Raw genomic sequence first — 4183 nt, 5'->3', positions numbered from 1 at the left:
CAGGGCCAAGGTCACTTGACGGTTTTTAATGGCCTGACCATCGCGATCTTTCAAGGTGACTGTGGTTTTAACGGTTTGTGCCGCTGTGGTATTCACAACCAAGGCTGATTTATCAACCACCAAGTCCATACGCTGGATATTCATCTGATCAACAGCAAATTGTAACATGGTACTTTGAGTAACATTTGTACCTGCATCAGATGTATAAGTAGCAGCTGCTTGAACGCCTGCCAATAAACCTTTGATCTGATCAGCCGTTAAACTTGTTGGCGCAATATAAGTCACGACAAACTGTGCTGTACCATCTGCACCTGTGGTTTTAGTAGCTGCATCAGCCTGAATTTTCAAACCTGCTGGTACATTATTCAGGTTCAATTTAACTGCTTTACCACTTAAAGCTATTCCATTCGCACTGAATGCTTTAACTGTAATCTTGGTTGAACCGCCTGTTGTCGAAATCGTATTATCACTGTCCGTGGTTAAATAACTGACTTCATTTAAAGCTGCCTGAGACAAAATACTAACCTTAGTACTTTGAACAATATTACTGCCATCCGCTTGTAAAGCAGATGCACCAATGCCAAGACCTGAAGCAATTAACGCAGCAACTGCATTACCATCTTTGGGTTGAACCGTTAAATCAACTGTAAATTGACCACTTGGATTGGTCACCACAGTCATTGAACCACCTATTGCGCCATTAATACTCACGCCATTTTGCAAGGCTTCTGGATTAATTGCCACAGTGACTTGACGGTTCTGAATCACATTTCCAGCATCATCTTTTAGCGTTCCAGTTGCTTTGACAGTTTGCGCAACCCCAGCTTTCACAACCAAGACAGGTTGGTCAACAACCAAATCCATGCGCTGAATATTTACTTCTGTTTCAAAATAAGTCAACTTAACTGTTTGTGAAACACTATTTCCATACTTCGCGTCAATCACTAAACCATCTTGTAATAATTTTGCTTGATCTACCTTGGAAAGATTTGTTGGCTCATACACTACTGTAAATTTCACTTCACCAGCAGCATTTGTGGTCAGTACAGCCCCTTCCTTAATACGAATTCCTTTCGATTGCGATAAGCTTAATGCAATATCTTTATTCGTAAGCGCAATACCACTACTATTATACGCCTTAACTGTCACTATTCTTTCAGCATTGTTGGCAACATTAATTGCATCAAGTTGCTCAATCGCTAAATAAGCAACATCAACAGTTCCCTGATTTGAAGCCACAACCATGACTTTTGCTGTTTGCGAAACATTTGTATTATCTACAGATGCAGTAACTAACAAGCCAGCATCGACTAAAGCCTTTACTGCATCTGTATTAGGCGCAGCCAACTGTACTGTAAACTTCGCCTCACCATTAACAGTGAGTTCTGTTGGTTTAACAAGTTTTACTCCATTATTTTTTGCCACATCAGAAAGCGTTAAATTAATTTTACGTCCATTAATTGGCTGACCATTCTCATCAATCGCTTTGACTGAAACTTCAAACATATCATTTGAAGCAACCACAACGCCTTTACCTAAAGAAATAGCAAGTTGTTTTACCTCAACATTATCACTTTGCTCATAATAACGCACATAGGAAGTTTGAGTGATTGCAGCGCCAGTTGTTGGTTGATATTTTGCAGTAAGTAAAACCCCTTTTGTCTTAAGCTCATTTAATACAGCAGAATCTAAAGTACGGCCATCATATTCAACAATGAAAGCTGCCTCACCTTGAGCATTAGTTTTCGCTTTAGAACCATTTTTAATTGTTAAGCCATAAGCCTGAGCCTGATCAATATTTAGTGTAATATCCTGATCTGTAAGTACACCACCATTTTGATCGACAGCTCGAACGGTAACTGTTGTCTGCCCGCCTTTTACATTAATCATTGAATTTGGATTAATACTTAAATAACTCACATCAACCGCTTGTAATGGTGCGGCCTCGACCATAATTTGTGTGTTTTGCTTAACAGTTGAACCATCTGCCAGCGTCGTACTCACAGCAACTGCAATACCTGATTTTACTAAATTATCAATAGATTGCTGATTAAAGGCATCTACATTTAAAGTAAATATTGCATAACCACTAGCATCTGTTTGTTTAACTACTGCTTTATCACCACCGACTGATACACCATTCTCGGTAACCGCTGGAGCTAAACCAAGTGTGATTGATTTATTTGCAACAAAACTACCATCAGCACTGATAGCACGTACTTTCACCTGAACAGTATCATTTTTTGCTGAAACAACACCTTTCGTTGGAGTCAACTCTATACGTTGTACATCTTTTTCCAATACTGCATTTTTATTAGTAAAATTAATTCGGGTGGTTTGGGTTAATGTATTACTATTAACGGTGTTATAACTTGCAACAACAGTTACACCATTTGCAAGTAAATTATTCAGTTCATTAGCAGAAACACTAGCCTTATTGAATTTTAAAGTAAAAGCCGCCTGACCATTTGCATCAGTTGTTATTTTAGAACCATTTGTAATCGTCAGCCCATTATTTTGACTGTTTGGCACAGTTAAATTAATTTGTTTATTTGCAACAGTTCCACCTTTTGCATCTTTAGCAGTGACTGTAACAGTTGCTTCACCATTATCGACATCAATTGTATTTGAACCAATCGCCATCAAATAAGATACATCTTCCGTTGCTACAGAAACAACGGTTATCTTACTGACCTGAGATGAAACAGTACCATCCGCTGAAGTTGCTGTAATATTGATCCCATTATTCACCAACAATTGACCAGTTGGATTTAAACTATTTGCTTCAGTTTTAATTGTAAAAATAGCCTTACCATTTTCATCTGTTTTTACAGTGGCATTCGCTAATTTTGCTCCATATTCAACGGCTGCATCATCCAGCTTTAAAGTAATATCCTTACCTGCAACAACCAAGCCCTCAGGGTTTTTTGCAATAACCTCTACGTTAATTGTACCACCAATCGCATCTATCTTATTATTTGCTGAGGTAGACAATGTCAAACTGCTCATTGTATTCTTAACTGAAATGACTTGAGCTGTAGAAATTTGGGTTTTAATAGCTCCAGATTGTTCTGTCAAAGTCGCTTCAAGTGCAATACCTGATGCAATTAATGCTGCTCGATCAGCTTCTTTACCTTTTGGTAGTACTAGAGTGAATACAACATAGCCTTCATTATCAGTTACTGCACTAGAGGCACCTTTAATTGTTACATTATTATTCTTAAAATCTTTTACCGTAAGCGATACATTCTCATTTGGAACACCACCACCATTATTGTCTAACACACGAACACGTACAGCCCCTTCACTACCAGATACTTGTAAAGGTGTAATATCATCAAACTTTAGTTCATATTGACTCTGAACAACTGTTCCAGCACCTGTAACCGTTGCTTTACTTTGATTTTGAATTTTTGTACCCACAATTGTAGTGGTAAATAGTAACTCCGTCAGCGCTTTATTTGAACCATCAAGGGTAACTGTAAATTTAACTGTACCATCATCACCTGTTGTTTTTGTAGAAGCATCACTTGTAGCTCCATTAGTAGCACTATCTTTAATATTTAAATTAATTTCTTTTCCTGAAACCCCTCCACCGTCTTTGTCTACTGCTTTTGCAATAATTTCAACGGTATCTCCTGTAGCTTTTAAAGTACTTTTACTTAATTGAATTGTAACTCCTGCAACTTCTTTTACAGTGCCTGAATCATTAGGATTATTTGTGTTTGTATTAGAGTTTGTATCCCCATAATACCCACCACCACCACCACAGGCAGCAAGAGCAAGGGAAGTTGTTAATACCGTAGTATTTACCCCAATTTTCTTTAAATTTTTCAAATATGCCATATCAGTAATATCCATCTTATTTAATATAATAGTCTTACAATAGAATTAAGACTTTTGTACAAAAATTTACTCGAAATAATATATTTTATCAATTCGTAATACCACTTTTATCGTCAAAAAAGTGAACTATTTGGCAAAAAAATATTTAAATTTTTTTGTTACTTATAATGCAAAAATATTGTTCAATAAATACCAAGACAAGGAAACTGTGATTTTATAATTCTCATTCCTACTTGATTTTGAGATAAATACTTGAGTTAAAATAGAAATAAAAAACCTCCCAACATTGGTTGGGAGGTTTAGTATTTAAAAGCTGGCGATGACTTACTCTCACATG

1 protein-coding gene is annotated in these 4183 nt (G+C 36.8%); it reads right to left on the bottom strand.

The window, feature by feature from the left end:
• On the bottom strand, positions 1-3846 hold a 3846-nt coding region (locus tag F973_RS15030; protein ID WP_004760732.1), incomplete at its 3' end, for a beta strand repeat-containing protein.
• Between the last annotated feature and the right edge of the window lie 337 nt (positions 3847-4183).

Source organism: Acinetobacter sp. CIP 102129, assembly GCF_000368305.1.
GTDB classification, from domain to species: domain Bacteria; phylum Pseudomonadota; class Gammaproteobacteria; order Pseudomonadales; family Moraxellaceae; genus Acinetobacter; species Acinetobacter parvus.
Note: the sequence above shows the minus strand (reverse complement) of the source record. Positions and strands in the feature narration are given on the sequence as shown.